The following is a 16,778-nucleotide window of genomic DNA, read 5'->3' on the forward strand; positions in this document are numbered from 1 at the left end:
GTACGCTCGCTGTCAGGGCGAGCATCGCTCTGCGGGACAGCCCGATCGACGTCATACACGGATTATTCAGCCCGTGAACGCTGAATGATTGCTGACACACCGCGCGTGGTGAGCAGGTCGATATGCTGCTTGTGGTGGCCGCACCGGCGCCGACGCCGCCCGTCCCGGGCGGCCGCCGGACTCTGCTGCGTGGGCCGTGGAGATGAATCGGCATGCGCGCCATCTGCTCTGCGAGCCGGGGCGATGCTGTCCCTACAAGGGGTCAGGTAGTAATCGCGCGAGAGACAACGACAACGGGCGGTGATCGCGGCCGCGGCCACGATCGCGCCGGCCGCGATGAGAGCCGTTGCCCCCAGCCGAACCAGCTCACCGCGGCAGGCGAACCATCCCCGCAGGCCATGCGCGAACTCAACAGCCTCATCGGCCCCGACGCGTCCCGCACCCACTGACCGGCAACTACGCCCTATCCGCCCGAAATTCGGCCGATACTGCGGCGACCCCGCTTGGCTCGCACCTACGGGCGACCGCAGCTCGCGCGCCGAAACCGGCTACACGCGCAGCAATGCCAGGGGGCTCACTGGCCCCGGGGGGGTGCCCTCGGGGGGATGAGCAGCCGCAGCGGCCACCAGCACGGATTACGACCCTGTCGCGTCCGCGGTTTCCCCGGTCGGGCCCCTCCCCTTGATTGTGAGTGCTGGGTGTGTCCCCGGCGTAGAGCAATGGTAGGTGGAGTATGTAGGTGTCGGCGCATGGGGCGCTGAGGTTGGCGCAGGCTGGTGCGGGGGTGATGAGGGGTGAGGTTCAGCCGGGATTTGCCGCCCCTTTTCCGGAAGCGATCAGCCGTGCATCACGACCTCGAGACGGGAAGCTTCGGGGAAGTGGGTACCGAGCGTGGTCAGCTCGATCGCGATCCGTCCCGGGCCGGGGGCGAAGGATATCGAGTTGGTTTCGTTGTGGAACATGTGCCGTGAGACGCTACCCTCCCCACCGCTGTCCAGATTGCGCCAGTTGACGACGGCGACCAGCGACGACCCGCATCCGGCGCTGCCGGTGCCGGCGATGTCGTTGGTCTGGTAGCCGATGGAGACCTGGTTGCTGTCGTCGAAGATATTGGCCTTGGCGTTGATGGTCGTCGCGCACGGGCCGCCATCGAACTGTGCAGTCAGCGTCGGCATACCGGTGTGCGACTCGGCGGAGGCCGGCGTGGCCTGAAACAGCAGCGCGCTACCGACGGCAGCGAGGATGGAAACAAAGGCAGGAGCGTGCATGGTGTCCTCTCGCAGTTCAGGCCCTACACGCTATCGACACACAGGTTCAGGGTCCATCGACCGCACCACGCTGGTGTTCAGCCCGGACGGGCGGCTGCTCGCGACCGGCGGCGCCGACACATCGTTAAGGTGCGGTCGCTGACGTTACTCGTCACCATCGACGCGAAACATGTCGTGTGCCTGTGGGATATCGGCACCCGGCGGCCCATCGGTGATCTCGTCACATTCCACGATTCGTTCCAGGGCTCCGTGTCGTTGAGTCCGGATGGCAGAACACTCGCCGCCGGAGATCTGAACGGCAAGCTAGGGGATATCGGTGCGGTCATCGATGTCGAAGCGTCCCCGTGCACCTGGGCCGCTGGCACGTTCGACCGCGACAGCTGGGTGGGCTATGTCCCTGCCGATACCGCCTATCGGCCGCTGGGCCCGTAGGCGGAACGGCTGCGTTACACGCGCGCATCCGCAAATCGGCAGAAGAGTGCGTTCGGGCGTCGCCGAGATGGGCGGGGCCAGTCAGTTCGGAGAAGCAGCTGCGCTCATGCTGACAGCTGATGTCATATGCCGCAGGGTGAAACGGCCGACGGCTGGCGTTTCAGCACCTTCCAGTTCGGCTCGAGCGAGGTGAACAGCATGCTGTTGAGTCCCATTGTCTTTACCCCTTCGCAAGTTCGTCTCCTATAGAGGCGTTGTTCAGGCAATAAGCCGCCATGGTCGAAACGCTATCGGGATCAGCGTGTCAAGCCCTGGGTAGTCCACTACCCGAATTCGGGTTCACGCTTCCGCACAGCGGCCGCGGCAACCTCGTCGTCGAATAAGCCGACCGCGAGTACTTCGGGATTTGTGGGGGGTTCCCGTAGTTTCGGCGCAGAACCAACGGATACGGCGTGACCAGCAGCGAGGTCGCGGCGTCGGTGGCCGGTGGCCGGATGCCGCGGTTCGTGCTCACTCGGGATTGGTGACCCGGGCCAGGATGATGCCGCCGATGATCATGGACAACGCCAGTACCCGGCCCGCGCTCACCGGATCCTTCTGCACGACGATGCCGAGCACGATCGCGCCCACCGCGCCGATGCCGGTGAAGACGGCGTACGCGGTGCCCACCGGCAGCGACTGCATGGCGTGGGACAGCAGGTACACCGCGATCGCCGCGAGGACGAAACACAGCAGGGTGGGCAGCGGCTTGGTGAAACTCTGGGTCGGCTTGATGGACTGGGACCACGCGATCTCCACCACACCGGCCAAACTCAGGACAAGCCAGTTCATTTCAGTACTCCTTACCCAGGGTGCGGGCGGTGACGAGCGCGGCGGCGTAGGAGGCGTCGTGCTTGTCGCGCAGGTGGGCGAGCGCCGGGTCCTGGCGCGAGTTCACCAGTTCGGAATTGACGAAAACTGTGTCCTCGACGGCGAAATGGCCTGCGAAGAAGTCGCGGAGATAGCGCTCTTGATAGTCGTAGATCGCTTTCGGCGTGCCCGGCGAGTACGCGCCGCCGCGCGCGGTGACGACCACGAATCGGGTGGGGGCCAGTGACATTCGCGGGAAGGTGATCTGATCCAGCCACGCCTTGAGGCTGGCCGGGATCGAGTAGTTGTACATCGGCGTGCCGATCAGCACGATATCGGCGGCTCGGAGCTCGGTCAGCAGCGGCTCGACGATCTCCCAGGCCCGCTGTTGGGCGGGGGAATCCACCAGCTCGCCCAGCCGGTCGAGGTCGGTGGCGCCATGGGCCAGCACGCGGTCGCACAGTTCGGTCCAGCCCTCGCCGATGAACGGGATCGGATCGGCGGCCAGATCGCGGTGAGTGTAGGTGGCGTCGGGGTGTTCGGCACGCCAGGCGGCGGCGAAGGCGGCGCTCAGTTCGCGGCTGATCGAGGTGCGGCGGGCGCTGGCGTCGAGGTGCAGCAGGGTGGTCATTGTCGAGTCTCCAATCAACTGGACATTATGTCCGTTTGTGACTTTCAATGCTAGAGCCTAACTGGACAGATTGTCCAGTTAGACCTGCGGAGCTAGAGTGAGCTGCATGGACAGCCCCGGCCTCCCCCTGCTCAACGACCAGTCCGCGCCCGTCGAGCGCGCTGACGCCGCTCGTAATCGGGCCAAGGTGCTGGCCGCCGCGGCGGCGCTGTTCGCCGTGCGCGATCCGCGCACGGTCACCATGGACGACATCGCCAAGGCTGCCGGGGTCGGCCGGGGGACGCTGTACCGCCGCTATCCGGACGTGGGATCCATCGCCGTCGCGCTGCTCGACGAGCATGAGCGGGCATTGCAGGAGCAGCTGCTGCGCGGGGAACCGCCGCTCGGGCCGGGCGCACCGCCCGCTGAACGGCTGACCGCGTTCTACGCTGCGATGGTCGAATTGCTGGCCACCCACGCCCATCTGGTCCTCGGTGCGGAGACCGGCGGCGCGCGCTTCCGCGCCGGGGCCTATCAATTCTGGGCGGTGCACGTACGCGCGCTGCTCGCCGAAGCCGGTGTGGCCGAACCTGATTCACTCGTGGATCCGCTCCTCGCACCGCTCGCCGCCGAGGTGTACCGGCATCAGCGTGAGCGCGGGCTCGGCTCCGAGCAGATCGCCGCGGGGCTGGCGAAACTCGCACACGGCATCCTGGACGCGCGGCACTGATGACCTCGCGCAATCAACTGCCGGTAGGTGTCGAACCCGACGATTGTTCAGGAGTTCATGTGATACGTGCCCTGCGGACACTCGGTGTGAATCTCGGAATCGAGGCGCACAGAGCGGACAGGTTTCCCCCGGAACTCTGCACGGTCCCGTCCGGTCTGACCACGAGCGAGGCCGCGTGGTGGTGTCGGAGCCAGCGGTACAGTTCCGTATCGGCCTCGGGGCGTACGACGACTCCGCCGCGTTGTTCAACGACGGTCCGGTCCGCCGGTGACATATCAGCGGCGGTGATGATGGCGTACCTCCCGGCGATTACGTCGTCGAGGCGACGTCCGTCGGCCAGTCGGCTGTTCGGTAGCAGCCGGCCTGTCGGACCTCGGCGTAGCCGCGGCGCTGCGATCATGTGGGACCGCCGCAGGGGTGGGGATTCACCTTCGGTGATCATTCGAGTGAGGCCGGGTGCCAGATGTAGTCGCGGAGCTATCAGGCGACGCAGCTGGTTACCCAGTTCGCCGCCTTCGGTCATCGTTATGCCGGTGAGTTTCGCGAGGCGGATCATCGACCGTGCGTGCGGTTTCCGCTCGGCTTCGTAGGTGGCGAGCAGATCGTCGGGCAGTTCGCCGCGCAGCACTCCGGCGAGTTTCCAGCTGAGGTTCGCCCCGTCCCGTATGCCGGCACCCATGCCTTGGCCGATGAACGGTGGCGTGAGGTGGGCGGCGTCCCCGAGTAGGAATGTCCGCTTGCCACGCCACCGATCGGCCAACTGTGCACGGAAGGTGTAATCCGCGACGCGCACCAACTCCGGTCTTTCATCATCTCTTCCATCGAGCCATGGCGCGAGCAGCGGCCACAGCCGTGTGAGATCGCTGTAGTCGGAGGCGGTTTCGCCTGGATTCAACCGAAATTCCCACCTGTAGCGTGTCTCGCCGATGCGCATATAGGTTGCCGGTCGCCTCGTGTCGCAGACCTGGTGCACGCCTTCCCACAGCCCGGGTGCGGCCGTAGTGGCGATGTCGACAACCAACCATCTTTGCTCGAATCGCAGATCCTGCATCCGCGCGCCGATCACCTCGCGCACCAGACTGTTCGCGCCGTCGCAGCCCAGGACATAATCCGCCCACACCGACTCGGTGTGCCCGGTGGTCCGGTCGGTGAAATCCACTCGGACGCAGTCGAGTTCCTCTGTGACATCGGTGACCTCGGCGCCGCCACGCAACGTCACGGCCGGATAGCGGCTCACGTTGGCACGCAACACCGTTTCCAGCTCCGGCTGATCGAACAGATTCGCCTCCGGAAAACCGTTACGTCCTCCGGACGGGTCGCGGTCGAACTGCGCCAGTACGCGGCGATCCGGGCCGACCAGGCGCAGTCCCAACGCGGGCCGCGAGATCGCATCGAATTCGGCGCCGATGCCGAGTCGTTCCACGATTCGCCGGACTTCGCCGTCCAGGTGGACCGCGCGCGGCTGCGGGTACACATCGTTCCATCTCTCCAGGGCCAGCGACTCGATTCCGTACTGCGCGAGCAGAGTGGCCACGGCCAGCCCTGTCGGACCCGCACCGACGATCACCACCGGAATCTTCGGCGAGCTCACGACGCACCTGCCGGCGTCGCGGTGTACATCGCCGCGACGAGCGCGGTGCCTGCCGCAGGCGCGATCTCCGGGATGCCGTCACCGCGCCGGAGGTGGCCGGCGACGGCACCGGACATCGACAACACCGGTCCGGTACCAGCGGCCATGCCGGTCGACGGGCGGGTACCGCCCATGAGTATGCCTCCGGCCGCGGCGATCTCGATTGCTCCGATCCCACGGTAGGCGGCTGTCGAGTAACCGAGATGCTCGGCACGTGTGCGCATCGGTTCGACCTCCGCCAGTGTGGTGACTCCGAGGGACGGAAACCCCGCTGCCAGTAGAGCCGTCAGTATGTTCGACACGAAGCTCACTGTCCCACAACGACTTTCCAGTCGATCGCGTAGCGGCCCATGATCGCCTCGGCGGCGGATCGGTCGGCATCGGAGCCCAGGGTAACGGTGGCGACAATCGCGCCGTCCTCGACGGTGGCTGCGACGGCGCCGACTCCCGGGAGCGCGGTGAGCGCATCGACCAGTTCGCGGCGGGTCGCGTCTGCGCGTAGTCCCGGTTTGTAAGGTTTGCCGATGTCGGTGACCGGTAGGGCATCGAGGATCGTGACCGTTTTGGGCGCGGCGGCGCGTTCGTGGACCCGTTCGGCTGCCCAGGCCACCAGCTCGTCCTCGGTGACCTCGGCGCCAGAGGTGAGCGCGACGTATGCGACCGGGACCTCGCCGGCGTGGACGTCCGGGCGGCCCACCGCCCCGGCTGCGCTGACTCCAGGGTGGCTGAGCAGGGCATCCTCGATGGACGCGGGATCGATGTTGTGGCCGCCGCGGATGATGAGATCCTTTGCGCGACCATGCAGATGAATGAAGCCCTCGGCGTCGATGTGGGCCAGATCGCCTGTGCGCAGCCACCCCTCCACCATGATGCCCAGGACGTCGAGGTGGTGCCCGTTCTCGTCATGGCCGGTGACGTATCCGGCGAAGAGGGTGGGGCCGCTGATGGCCAATTCGCCGGTTTCGCCGACCGAAAGGGCCTCCCACGGTTCATCCTCGGCTGTGCGGACGACTGCAACCTGCTGATAGGGCATACGCTGCCCGACCGCGCCGGGGCGGGGGATGTCGGGGAAGCTCCGGGCGGTCGCGCAGGTGGCCTCGGTGAGGCCGTAGCCTTCCACCAGTCCGACTCCGGTGTGCCGCTCGAAGTCCTCACGCACGGCGTGGGGCAGCGGCGACGCGCCGACCAGTGCGTATCGCAAGGTCGCGATGTCGGTATCGATCGGACATTGCGCCAACACCGAGTACACCGTCGGTACCGCGCTCATCGCGGCAATTCGGTAGTGCGCCACGATATTCCAGAATTCCTTATACAACGCGAAGTCCCGGTACCCCAGTGGGCCGGCCCACACCACGGACTGGCCTCGGAACAGCGGTGCGAGCAGGGTGACAACCAGCGCGTTGACGTGAAACAGCGGCAGCGCGGCGAACAGCACCGCATCCTCGTCGAGTAGAGAGTTGGCGGCGATCATCCACGCGTTCGCCACCTCCCCGCTGTGACGGTGGGCAGCCAACTTCGGCACCCCGGTCGTCCCACCGGTGTGAAACAACGCCGCCAGATCCGATGCCGCCGGCGGCCGTCCACGATACGTTGCGGAATCATGTTCGCCGGCACACACATCGAGGTAACCGACCCGGAGATCGCCGATGGTGGGCAGCGCCGGTGGCGGCTGCGGGGCGGCGGTCGGGCGCAGCACCAACACGGTGTCGAGGAGGCCGCGTGCGGCCAGTTCACCTGCGGTGGTCCAGGTGTCGGGACAGAGTTCGGGCCCAGCGGTGATCAGTACCCGTGCTCCGGAGCGACGCAACAGTTCTGCGACATGATCAGGTGCCAGGCCACCGTTGATCGGCGCGGCTATACCCGCCAACTGGGCGGCCAGAGTGGCCGGAATCAACTGCGCGCAGTTGGGCGCGATGAGTGCCACCGCGTCGGTGCGACGCACGCCCAGTTCGTACAACAGGTTCCCGTATCGATGGACTTCGGCCAGTAGCTCGGAGTAGCTGCGCCGGAACGGTTCTCGCCAACGCGCGGCCTCCGGCATCACAGTGGTCGCGTTACGCTCCGGCCATAGCCGCGCCGCTCGGGCCAGCAGGGCATACGTCGATTCGGGCAGGCCGCGCGCCGCCAGCGGTACCGCCTCGATGGTCGCGAGATCGTCCGGCTCGGCGTAGCGGGGCCAGAGCAGTTCCTCGGCCGAGATCGCGAGGATCGGAGTGTCGCTCACCGGGCGTACCTCACGACCGTGCGTTGGCGGCCCAGGTCGATGGCGCCGTCGTCGGTTCGAATCGCGGCCTCGACCACGTCACCGTCCCGAAGGTACTTCGGATTCTCGGCTTGGCGTCGGAAGAACATCTTCCACTTGGTTTTCGGTGGCAGCAGCGACCCGATGATCTCCGCAAGTTTGGGTGGTGCGCTGAGGGCGGTGCCGACGGGAGTGCCGGTGAGCAGCAGGTCCCCGGCCTGCATTCGCTGGAAGCGGGTCAGCGCACGTAGGGCCTCGACCGGACGGTAGATCATGTCCGCGACTGTCATGTCCTGTCGCGCCTGTCCGTTGACCCACAGCCGCAGCCGCAGATCCCCGAACCTCCGCAGTTCATCGGCGTCCAGCAGTACCAGCGCTGGGCCGACCGGGGTGAAGGTGGGATACGACTTCGCCTCGTAGAACTGAGTTTTCGGTAGTTGCACATCGCGCGCGGAGACATCGTTGGTCACGACCAGGCCCGCGATGAACTCCGTCAGGTTCTCCGCTGCGATGTCCGAGCCGACCGGCATGTCGCGGCCGAAGACGATACCGATCTCGACCTCGTAGTCGAGAAGCTGAACGTGCGCGGGACGCAGAATGTCATCCTGCGGACCGCTGATCGATCCGGATGCTTTGCGGAAGAATGTCAACGGCACCGTTGCGGGGTCCATGCCCGAGTCCTTCACGTGCGAGGCGAAGTTCGTCATTTGGGCCACGACACGACACGGCGAGGTGACCGGCGAAACCAGCGAAAGGCTGTCGACTGCCACGGTTTCCGAGCCGGCAGCGGCCCTGGCGATCGCGTCGCGATCAGCGAGCAGTTGCCGTGTGGTCGTCGCGGCGGTGTCGATGCGGACCGCGCCCGTCGGCGTCTGTACCCACCAGGCGTCGGCGGTGCGGAGTACGGATGTGCTCATGAATTGGCCACTTTCAGCAGGCCGCGCAGGCGGCGGATATCGAATTCGTTGTCCTCGCGCAGTGCGGTGCCGATGGCCCGCAGCTCGCGCAGCGATTCGGTTCCGGGCTTGATGCCCAGGAAGTCCTTGGTCGCGGGGGGACCCCACTGGGCGAGGCCGGATGCCGTCATCGGGGCCCAGCCAGGCTCGACGGTGTGATCGAACATGTCGCCGTCGCTGAAATGCTCGACCATGAATCCATCGGGGTCGCGCCAGTAGTCGAAGATCTGGCTGCCTTGAATGTGGCGGCCGATCCCCCAGGACCGGTGGTATCCCTGCGCGCGCAAGTACTCACCCCCCGCGGCGAGTGTGTCGAGGTCCGCGACCTGGTACGCGGAGTGCACATACCGATTCGACGGGCCCAGCGTCAGCGCGAGGGTGTGATGATCGGCGGGAAGCGAACCCCGGTCGCAGCGAATGAAGCTCATGACGGGACCCCGTTCCCGCTGTCCGGGATAGTAGAGGAAGTCGCTGACGATCAGCCCCAGATTCTTCAGGTACCAGTCGAGAGTTTCCCGATACTTCGTCGTCTGGACCACGACATGGCCGAGGCGTTGCACCAGTGCGGGCACTCGCGACGGACGCTGGGGGGCGTTGGCACGTGCCACATCATGTCCGAAGTTGAACACGTGCGGCCGTTGCGTCGGCAAGGCTGACAGTTCGTGGGTGTCGCTCACTACTCGCACTCGCAAGTGACTCGGGTCGGTGAGGACAACGCTCAACCCGCCCAGCGACTCCGGTAGTGGCAGGGACTGCGCACCGGTCACTCGCGCCAGTCGCACCAGGTCGGCCGTGTCGGCGGCACGGAAGGCCGGACCGACGAACCTCGAACGACCTCCGCGACGGATGAGAACACAGGGCGAACCCGGATCGTTTCCACGCAGGTGTACCTCATCGGTGGAACGCATCGCGGTCGCGAAGCCGAAGGCGTGGGCAAAGACCTCTGCCGCGTCCAGATCGGGCTTTTCGAATTCCAGCCACGCGAGATCGAGCACTTTCACCACCGGATCGAGAGACCTGCCGGGATGCTCGCCGGCCAACGCGCCGCTGTCGCTGTGCAGTCCGCTGTGTACGTCCTGGAGGCCGCTCATCGACCACTCCCTTTCACTTACTGACGATATCGTCACTTACGAGGGCGACGTCAGTCAAGAGGGTCTGACGATTCCGTCAATATTGAGCCGACCGTCTACGATGGTGTGCGGGTACTTCTGGAGGTGTATCGATGACCGCACACAACGGTTCGGAACCCAGCCGCCTCGAGCGCCGCAAAGCCCGCACGCGTTCCGCGCTTGTCGGTGCCGCGCAATCACTGCTGGCGGAGGGGAAGGGCAACGTGCCGATCCTCGATATCACTCAGGCCGCCGACGTCGGAATGGGATCGTTCTACAACCACTTCCAGAGCCGCGAAGAACTGTTCCGTGCCGCAGTCGAGGAAGCGCTGGACCACTACGGCGCACTTCTCGACCAGCTGTGCGCAGACGTGGACGATCCGGCTCAGGTATTCGCGCAGAGTTTCCGCCTCACCGGGCGTCTGCACCGCCGCGAGCCCATTCTCAGCAAGGTCCTGCTCAACGACGGGCTCGCCCTCACGAACTCGGGACGGGGCCTCGTACCCCGCGCACGTCGCGATATCGAGGCCGCGGCTGTGGCCGGCCGATTCGATGTCCGAGACCCCGAGTTGGCAATGACCGTCGTCACGGGCGCCGCGCTGTGCCTCGGGAAACTGCTGCATGACAAACCGGAACGCGACGACTGCGAGGCCTCTGACCACGTGACCGAGGGGCTGCTACGAATGTTCGGTGTGCCTCCCGGGGAAGCGCACGATATCTGCCAACGTCCGCTTCCTGCACTCGGCGACCCGCGAGGTCGTTTGCCGGCGTAGGGGCATGGGCCGGCGGGAGGCCGACAGCTTGCGTTGATGACTGTGCGGGTCGGGGTGTAGCGGACACGGCGGGAGGCGATCCGTGTCCACTGAGGCGGCGCATGGCTTTGTCGATGTCTTCCGCGGCGATGCGTACCCGACCGCGAAATCTGTACTGATCGCGGCCGCTGATGCAGAGCGGGCGGGGGTCTCACTCAGCGAGTCGGTCTGCCGGAAATAGGTATACGCGGGGGTAGTTTCACCGTCGCGGTGGTGCTCGCCGGTGACGAGGCTGGTGTGCGTTCTATCGGTCACGTTGCGGAGGATTCGATGTCTGCGCCCACACTTCAGCACAGGGCTCATGTCGGCACAACGAGCGCGGAAGAGATCTTGATGATCCTGCGATGCGCGAAGTGTGACAAATTGTTCGCGCCGCTGACGGCCGGATGTTCCTCGTGTGCGTCGGATGTCCTGGAACGGGTGCCGTCGTCGGGTGCGGGTTCGATCGTGTCGTGGCGGGTGGTGGATCGTGCCGGCGCGGGTGGTACGCCGTCGACGGTCGCGATCGTGGAACTCGACGAGGGGCCGTGGGTCTACACCTGCCTGGAGGGTGAGGTGCCATTGCTTCCGGATCGGCCGGTGCGTGTGCATTTCCAGCCGCGCCCGCGAGGCGACAGGTTTCCGGTCTTCGTGGTGGGCTGATCGCCGGCGCAGGCAGATCCGTCTGCGGTCGGTGGTCGTCGCCGCTTTCCGCTGGGCGCCTTTCGGCGGTGCCGGCTCCGGCGAGCCGGGTGCTCGGCAGGCCGGGTTTACCGGGGTTCTCTGCGTGCGCGGCGCCGTCGTTGCAGGCCGGGATGGATTCCGGCGGGGAGGTTCGCGTGTGCGGCGATGCGTTGCAGCAGCGGGAGGAGCAGGGTTCGCTCGGCCTCGTCGAGGGGGGCGAGGATTTCCGATTCCAGTGCATCGGCCTCGGATTGGATGGCCTCGAGTGCTTCGCGCGCGTGCTCGGTGAGGTGGACCGCGTGTGCGCGGCGGTCGTCCGGATGGGGCTGCCGGGTCACCAGGCCGCGCTCCTGTAGCTCGTCGACCAGTCCGACCATCGCGTTGCGGTGAACCCGTAGCAGATCCGCGAGTTCTTGCTGGCTGCGACCGTCCGTGGCGGCCAGGTGGCCCAGGACCGCGAAGTGGGCCGGATCCAGATCCAATCGCGCCAGCTGCTCGGTGAACCGGTATGCCACGTGATGACCGATCTGCGACAACAGGAATACCCCACGCGAGTCCAGCGGCCGGTTCACCATGACCTCACACTAGCAACTCAACGTGATTGCCACATAGCAAGATTGACATCTAAGAATATTGTCATTTACCGTGACAATATGACAGCTTTCAGCGACCCCGCCGTTCCCGACACCGATTCCCCGGTCACCGTGATCAATACGATGGCCGTACCCGTGGCACAGCGGGACCTGTTCCTGCAACGCTGGCGGGACAATGCCCAGTACATGGCATCCGCGCCGGGTTTCCGCCGATCCCGGATGTTCCAGGCGGCCGGCGAGGCCGCCGAGGCGGTCTTCGTCAACGTCGGAGACTGGGACAGCGGTGCCGCCCTGCGTAGCGCTCTCGACACTTCGCGATGGCGTCGGCTGAATCAGCGGATCCAGGAGGATCTCGACCTCACCGCACGACCGATGATCTACCGTCTCGCCTTCGACATAGCACCCGGCGACGTGCTGTCCCGGTGACCGCCGATCGATAGTCGGACAGTGCGGCACCCGGCGTGCAACCGGTCGGGTGCCGCACGTACTGCTGAAACACCTCGACGCCGACGAGATCACCCCGCTCACCCCTCGGCACTGTCCCGGCAGACGCGAACCCGCACCGATCTGCCCGAACGTCAAGGAGCACAACCCATGTCGCACAAGAACCTCAACACCGCCCTGGCCACCGCCGTCGTCGGGTTCACCTTCTACCTCGCGTTGTCCTTCATCTCGAGCCCCGCGACGTCCGCCCCGGGCTTCGGCCTGCCGAGTTGGCCCTCCGGCGACGGCGGCGGCTTCCTCATCGTGAAAGGCTGCCGCGAACTCGCGATGGGCCTGGGTACGGGCATCCTGCTGGTGACCGGCCAGCGCCGCGCCCTCGGCTGGGTCCTGCTGATGACGGCCGTCGCCCCGCTCGGCGACATGGTCAACGTCCTTGCCCACCACGGCTCCATGGCCACCGCGTTCGGCGTCCACGGTCTGACCTCCGCGCTGATCGCGGTCACAGGCCTGCTGCTCCTCCGCGAGGCCGGCCGGGTGCGCCAAGCCGAGCGGGCCAGCGCCCCGGCGCCCTCCGCGCAGCCCGCCTGAGCTCCGCACGCCCCGAACGACCGCACCACCATTCAGGAACGAGGACTCGATGAAACAGCTCTACTGGGCCGCCGTCGCCTATACCGTCCTGGGCCTGCCCTCGGGCCTGTTCTACCGCGAACTCACCAAGGCCCACCAATTCACCGGCAAGACCGAACTCGCCGTGGTCCACACTCACCTGCTGGCGTTGGGAACATTGTTCCTGCTGATCGTCCTGGTGCTCGAACACCAACTCGCCCTGTCGAACACCCGCGCCTACCGCTGGTTCTTCAGCGTCTACAACACCGGTGTCCTCTGGACGGTGTCGTGCATGACCGTCATCGGTGCCCGGACCGTTCTCGGGTACGGCGAATACCGGCCACTGTCGGAGCTGGCCGGCATCGGTCATGTCCTGCTGACGTTCGGATTCGTGCTCTTCTTCCTCACCGTGCACCAGGCCATCACAGATCGCCGCAAGGACCTGGTTCCCTCGTGAACTCCGTTGCGTCAGTTCACCCGCTACCACACGAGCACTGCGTTTTTCGGCATCGCCGATGGGGGCGTCGGCTGCCGGCCGACACGCGCCTCGGCGTGCGTCCCGGAGGCCGCTGCCCGGCCCGGGGGTGGACAGCGGACACCGGTCAGTTCGCCACGGAGGGCTGTGCCTTCGGAGCGATCACGACCGCCACGGCCAGCATGAGCGCTCCCGTCGTACCCGCGATGCCGAGCTGATCCCCGAGCAAGAACGCGCCGAGGACGGCGGCCGTCAGGGTTTCCAACAGGGTGACGATCGTGGCGCTGACGCCGCGGAGACCGCGGAAGTACAGCGTGTAAGCGACCGCGGTCGGGGCCGTGGCCAAGCCCAGGAGCAGTCCGAGAGCGGCCGGGCTGGGATCGAACGTCGAGCAGGTCGTCCCCTCCGCGATCGGTGCCAGCAACACGCCGCCGATGGTGAAGCTGATCCCGGTCGTCGCCAGATCATCCATCGCGGGTATCGGATGAGCGCCCAACAGTGTCACGGCCACGAACCCGGCGGCGGCCAGTAGCGACAATGCCGCACTGCCGAGCAGAGCGGTCACGGCGAATCCGCCCGAGGGGAGTCCTACGAGCAGTGCGAGACCGGCCAGTGAAAGAACGATCGTGGCGATCATCCAGCGATTGAGTTCGCATCGGCCCGTGAGCCGTTCCAGCGCCAGCACGAGAACGGGACCCGCGGCGATCGTGATCAGGGTGGCCAGACTGACGGATGTCGCTTGCCAGGGTGATGGGACCACCGATTTGCCGCGGGTATGGAACCGTGTTGTCTGGTCGCGGGCCGTGTGGTGATGGTGACGCATGATCGGGTTCCTCGTCAATCCGGTGTGGCGGATATCCGCTTCAGACGTCGTGTGGCTGTGCGGTCGCCGGCCTGGGCCATCGTGCGGACTTCGGCTATCCGGTTGAGCCGGATCAACTGCGCTATTCGTTCGGAGTGTGCGTAGACACCGTTGTCGGGATCGCTTTCCATGGCTTCTAGCTCGGCGAGCCCGGCCTCATGCTCACCGCGGTGGAAGTGCAGTTGCGCCAGCCATAGTCGGGCGCTGGCGAACTCGGACGCCTCCGCGCGCAGCCGGTCGATGCTGTTGGTTCGGACCAGGTATTCCATGAGTGTGGCAAACGCGCGGTCATCCCCGCCGCGTGCCAGGAGCCGCAGGTCATCGACGCGGTCTGCGTCCACCATGATCTCGATCAACCGGATGAAGGCGCAGCGGTCGCCGTCGTGGGCGAGTTCGCGTAACCGTGCCTCATCGGCGGCTTTTTCGAGGCGGTCCATTGCCTGCGTGCAGGCCGAAGTGGCCTCGGGTGTGTCGTGGATGTCGTATCGGTGGGCGGCACCGTAGTACGACCATCCTGCCCATTGATCGGCTGTGTCGGTGCTGTAGCGGCGCTGCATGACGGTCTTTCATCCCTTCCCCGGTCGGTGCCGCCGCTGTGCCATCACAGTGATCAGCTCGTTCTGGGCGCAGACCGTGTGGGTGATGGTGCCCAGGACTGGAGGACTGGGTCAATCCGAGTCGGCTGGTCCGGCTGGTTTGCCGCGGCGGGGCTTCTGTCGTTGCCGGTAGGACTTGCCCTCGACGATCAGCTCGTAGAAGTCGTTGGTCTCGGGCGTCTCCAATCGATGCAAGGCCAGGTCATCGAGGATCAACAGGTCCACGCGGTGCAGTTTGCGCATCTCGTCTTCGTAGCTGCCGTCCAGGCGCGCACCACGCAACCGTTTGAACAGTTTGTCGGCGCGCTCGGTGTGAACGGTATGGTGGCGGCGGACCGCGATGTGTCCTAATGCGTTGGCCAGGAACGTCTTTCCGACCCCGACCGGCCCCATCACCGGGACGTTGTAGGCGTCGGCGAGAAACCGCAGCGAGGTCAGCTCGGCCAGAGTTCGCGGTCGAAGGCGACCGCTGTCGAATCGTCCCATGCCGCCAGGTGCATCTGTGGATCCAGATGGGCCGTCTTGGCGCGGCGTTGCTCGGATTGGCGGTCACGGCGGGCGACCTCGTCGGCGAACAGCATCTCCAGAAAGTCGTGGTGCGGCAGCCGATTCGACCTGGCCAGGGCCAACCGTTCCGGGAGGGTATCGAGCAATTGGCCGAGCTTGAGCCGCCGCATCAGCGAACTGCAGCTCCGGGGAGATCTCGATCGGTTTGACCGCTAGGGACGAGGCGGGACGGCGGGTGGTGCTCATGACGACCTCCTGACAGCGAAATCGGTGGTGGAACGGACGAACCGGGACGGTGCAGGCGGCGGCAGCAGCGTCAGCTGCTGGCCGCTGGTGCCGCGGGCGAGCATTCTCATCCCCGCGGTCTCACGGCACCACCGTTGCGCGCGTTCCCGGCAGTCCTGAAGGTCCCGGAATTGTTCTCCGGCAAAGAAATTCGACCGTGCATAAGGAACACAGCGTTCGACGCGCGGCTTGTCCTGCGGGCTGCGGGCTGCGGACCCGGGCCGGATCAACCACGAACCCACGAGACTCGTAGTACTCGCGGAACGAGTCGTTCAACCGGGGATCGGTCGCGTTCGCGCGGTCCACGATCGCCTTCATGTTGTCCGGGATCGCGACGGCGAACCGCCAACGAGGTATGCATGAGTATTCGCGCTCCTGCGACGAGAGGAATGGGTCGCGGAAGCGGGGCTCGCTCAACTCACCCGGGTGAGAACCGCACGCCGGCCGTCTCGGCTCAGCGCGCCGGGAAATCGGCCCCGCTCAGCAGCGGGGCGGCGCCAGGACGACGAGCAATCGATGCACCTCGCCACTGTACCCACAGTGGGAAGCGCTCGTGATCCGAGTTTCCCTGTCCAGCTGGCAGTCGAATGTTCTCGTTCTGCAACAGAATTCGTCGATCGCCGGGCCGACGATCGATTCGCTCGCTCAGATCCGCGCCGGCTGTCCGGCCGGGACAATCGGGGTGGTCTGGGCCAGGCCGATCTTCCACCCGGTAGCGGTCCGTACCGTCACGTAGGTCAGGGCGCCGGTGGTCGGCGGGATCTGCTCATCCGGGCGCTCGTCGTACACCGTCTTGATGCAGCTGACGAGGGCGGCGTCGGCACTGAGCGATCGGATGTCGACGACCTCGACGCTGGTGCGGACAGCCCCGAGTCCGCTGCTCAGGGCCGCACTCATCGCCGCCTCCAACATGTCACGGCCGAGGAGCCGACGGCCGTAGAAGTTGACCACGGCCGCGGTGTCGGCATGCAGGGCCGGGAGTACGGCGGTGTCGGCCTGGGCGCGGTCGGCGCGGGCCACCAGGTCGCGAATGGCGCGCTCGTCCTCGACCGAAAGGGGCCGCGTGCTCTCGGTCGCTGTGGGCTGGGGGTTTGTTGATCGCACTCATG

19 protein-coding genes and 1 pseudogene are annotated in these 16,778 nt (G+C 66.1%); 7 read left to right on the plus strand and 13 right to left on the minus strand.

The window, feature by feature from the left end; all coding sequences use genetic code 11:
* Window positions 1–836: 836 nt before the first annotated feature.
* Entirely contained in the window at window positions 837–1,268 is a 432-nt protein-coding gene (locus tag LKD76_RS12165; protein WP_227981175.1) for a hypothetical protein, read from the minus strand.
* Window positions 1,269–1,397: 129 nt separating this feature from the next.
* On the opposite strand from LKD76_RS12165, the gene LKD76_RS12170 reads away from it, so the two are divergent.
* Window positions 1,398–1,700 (plus strand): hypothetical protein, encoded by a 303-nt coding sequence (locus LKD76_RS12170; RefSeq protein WP_227981177.1) that lies wholly within the window; start codon window positions 1,398–1,400, stop codon window positions 1,698–1,700.
* A gap of 510 nt (window positions 1,701–2,210) precedes the next feature.
* Here LKD76_RS12170 and LKD76_RS12175 read toward each other — a convergent pair.
* Together LKD76_RS12175 and LKD76_RS12180 are read right to left on the minus strand one after the other, a co-directional pair.
* On the minus strand, window positions 2,211–2,531 hold the full coding sequence (locus LKD76_RS12175) for a DMT family transporter (protein WP_227981179.1): 321 nt from the start codon (window positions 2,529–2,531) through the stop codon (window positions 2,211–2,213).
* Window position 2,532: 1 nt separating this feature from the next.
* Entirely contained in the window at window positions 2,533–3,180 is a 648-nt protein-coding gene (locus tag LKD76_RS12180; protein WP_227981181.1) for an FMN-dependent NADH-azoreductase, read from the minus strand.
* Window positions 3,181–3,286: 106 nt separating this feature from the next.
* Here LKD76_RS12180 and LKD76_RS12185 point away from each other — a divergent pair, with 106 nt between their 5' ends.
* On the plus strand, window positions 3,287–3,889 hold the full coding sequence (locus LKD76_RS12185; RefSeq protein ID WP_227981183.1) for a TetR/AcrR family transcriptional regulator: 603 nt from the start codon (window positions 3,287–3,289) through the stop codon (window positions 3,887–3,889).
* 55 nt (window positions 3,890–3,944) lie between these two features.
* Here the strand turns inward: LKD76_RS12185 and mhpA are convergent, their stop codons facing one another.
* From mhpA to LKD76_RS12210, 5 genes are read right to left on the minus strand one after another with little or no spacing between them, the layout of a single operon-like run.
* The gene (gene mhpA / locus LKD76_RS12190) at window positions 3,945–5,480 is read right to left on the minus strand and encodes a bifunctional 3-(3-hydroxy-phenyl)propionate/3-hydroxycinnamic acid hydroxylase MhpA (RefSeq protein WP_227981184.1); all 1,536 of its coding nucleotides are present in this window, start codon (window positions 5,478–5,480) and stop codon (window positions 3,945–3,947) included.
* The gene (locus tag LKD76_RS12195) at window positions 5,477–5,821 is read right to left on the minus strand and encodes a DoxX family protein (RefSeq protein ID WP_227981185.1); all 345 of its coding nucleotides are present in this window, start codon (window positions 5,819–5,821) and stop codon (window positions 5,477–5,479) included. The genes mhpA and LKD76_RS12195 overlap by 4 nt, the downstream gene beginning before the upstream one ends.
* A 5-nt stretch (window positions 5,822–5,826) precedes the next feature.
* The gene (locus tag LKD76_RS12200) at window positions 5,827–7,719 is read right to left on the minus strand and encodes an acyl-CoA synthetase (RefSeq protein WP_227985224.1); all 1,893 of its coding nucleotides are present in this window, start codon (window positions 7,717–7,719) and stop codon (window positions 5,827–5,829) included.
* 20 nt (window positions 7,720–7,739) lie between these two features.
* A complete protein-coding gene (locus LKD76_RS12205; protein WP_227981186.1) occupies window positions 7,740–8,678 on the minus strand; it encodes a fumarylacetoacetate hydrolase family protein in 939 nt (312 codons plus the stop codon).
* Complete coding sequence (locus tag LKD76_RS12210; protein WP_227981190.1) at window positions 8,675–9,808, minus strand: VOC family protein; 1,134 nt, start codon at window positions 9,806–9,808, stop codon at window positions 8,675–8,677. The genes LKD76_RS12205 and LKD76_RS12210 overlap by 4 nt, the downstream gene beginning before the upstream one ends.
* 131 nt (window positions 9,809–9,939) lie before the next feature.
* Between LKD76_RS12210 and LKD76_RS12215 the strand changes: the two genes are divergently transcribed.
* Both LKD76_RS12215 and LKD76_RS12220 read left to right on the plus strand, forming a co-directional pair.
* Window positions 9,940–10,599 (plus strand): TetR/AcrR family transcriptional regulator, encoded by a 660-nt coding sequence (locus LKD76_RS12215; protein ID WP_227981192.1) that lies wholly within the window; start codon window positions 9,940–9,942, stop codon window positions 10,597–10,599.
* A gap of 309 nt (window positions 10,600–10,908) precedes the next feature.
* Window positions 10,909–11,280: a Zn-ribbon domain-containing OB-fold protein gene (locus tag LKD76_RS12220; RefSeq protein ID WP_227981194.1), complete on the plus strand. Its 372-nt coding sequence runs from the start codon at window positions 10,909–10,911 to the stop codon at window positions 11,278–11,280.
* Window positions 11,281–11,387: 107 nt separating this feature from the next.
* On the opposite strand, the gene LKD76_RS12225 is transcribed toward LKD76_RS12220, so the two are convergent.
* A complete protein-coding gene (locus tag LKD76_RS12225) occupies window positions 11,388–11,876 on the minus strand; it encodes a MarR family winged helix-turn-helix transcriptional regulator (RefSeq protein ID WP_227981195.1) in 489 nt (162 codons plus the stop codon).
* Window positions 11,877–11,954: 78 nt separating this feature from the next.
* Here LKD76_RS12225 and LKD76_RS12230 point away from each other — a divergent pair, with 78 nt between their 5' ends.
* The 3 genes from LKD76_RS12230 (at window position 11,955) to LKD76_RS12240 (ending at window position 13,401) form a co-directional block, all read left to right on the plus strand.
* Complete coding sequence (locus tag LKD76_RS12230; protein ID WP_227981196.1) at window positions 11,955–12,320, plus strand: antibiotic biosynthesis monooxygenase family protein; 366 nt, start codon at window positions 11,955–11,957, stop codon at window positions 12,318–12,320.
* Window positions 12,321–12,488: 168 nt separating this feature from the next.
* Window positions 12,489–12,926, plus strand: coding sequence for a DUF4267 domain-containing protein (locus LKD76_RS12235; protein WP_227981197.1), 438 nt, complete (start codon window positions 12,489–12,491; stop codon window positions 12,924–12,926).
* Window positions 12,927–12,975: 49 nt separating this feature from the next.
* A complete protein-coding gene (locus LKD76_RS12240; RefSeq protein ID WP_227981198.1) occupies window positions 12,976–13,401 on the plus strand; it encodes a DUF2871 domain-containing protein in 426 nt (141 codons plus the stop codon).
* A 145-nt stretch (window positions 13,402–13,546) separates the two neighbouring features.
* On the opposite strand, the gene LKD76_RS12245 is transcribed toward LKD76_RS12240, so the two are convergent.
* The 4 genes and pseudogenes from LKD76_RS12245 to LKD76_RS12260 form a co-directional block, all read right to left on the minus strand.
* Window positions 13,547–14,242: an EamA family transporter gene (locus tag LKD76_RS12245; protein WP_227981200.1), complete on the minus strand. Its 696-nt coding sequence runs from the start codon at window positions 14,240–14,242 to the stop codon at window positions 13,547–13,549.
* A 14-nt stretch (window positions 14,243–14,256) separates the two neighbouring features.
* Complete coding sequence (locus tag LKD76_RS12250) at window positions 14,257–14,838, minus strand: hypothetical protein (RefSeq protein WP_227981202.1); 582 nt, start codon at window positions 14,836–14,838, stop codon at window positions 14,257–14,259.
* Window positions 14,839–14,949: 111 nt separating this feature from the next.
* Window positions 14,950–15,630: pseudogene (locus LKD76_RS12255) on the minus strand (ATP-binding protein).
* 684 nt (window positions 15,631–16,314) lie between these two features.
* Window positions 16,315–16,773, minus strand: coding sequence for an SgcJ/EcaC family oxidoreductase (locus LKD76_RS12260; protein ID WP_227981204.1), 459 nt, complete (start codon window positions 16,771–16,773; stop codon window positions 16,315–16,317).
* Window positions 16,774–16,778: the final 5 nt, after the last annotated feature.

Source organism: Nocardia spumae (assembly GCF_020733635.1).
GTDB classification, from domain to species: Bacteria; Actinomycetota; Actinomycetes; order Mycobacteriales; family Mycobacteriaceae; genus Nocardia; species Nocardia spumae.